Here is a 282-nt window from a genome sequence, read left to right as displayed (position 1 = left end):
TTCGTGCAGCAGCAGCGTCGTGATCGCCTGGCGGTCTTCCGTGACGACCTCGCCCCCCTCTCCCACCGTCGGCGCGGCGGGCCGCACCACGAGGAGCTGGAGCACGGCCAGGCCGTTGGCCGCGAGGATGGGCCGGATCTCCTCGAGGCACGAGGCGATGTCGGCGTACTTGTAGCGGTCCGCCTTGCGGTCCTTGGCGATGGGCTCGATGGCGTTGACGGCCTTCACCAGCGCGGGGCTGATCAGGTCGATCTTCTCCGAGGTCTCGACGTTCATGACGCG

Annotated in this window: 1 pseudogene; it reads right to left on the bottom strand. The window is 68.8% G+C overall.

Annotation, left to right across the window (positions count from 1 at the left end):
• Positions 1-282: pseudogene (locus tag G6O68_RS32220) on the bottom strand (hypothetical protein); the annotation flags it as partial.

The sequence above is a fragment of the Paludisphaera soli genome (assembly GCF_011064595.1).
Lineage (GTDB): Bacteria > Planctomycetota > Planctomycetia > Isosphaerales > Isosphaeraceae > Paludisphaera > Paludisphaera soli.
Note: the sequence above shows the minus strand (reverse complement) of the source record. Positions and strands in the feature narration are given on the sequence as shown.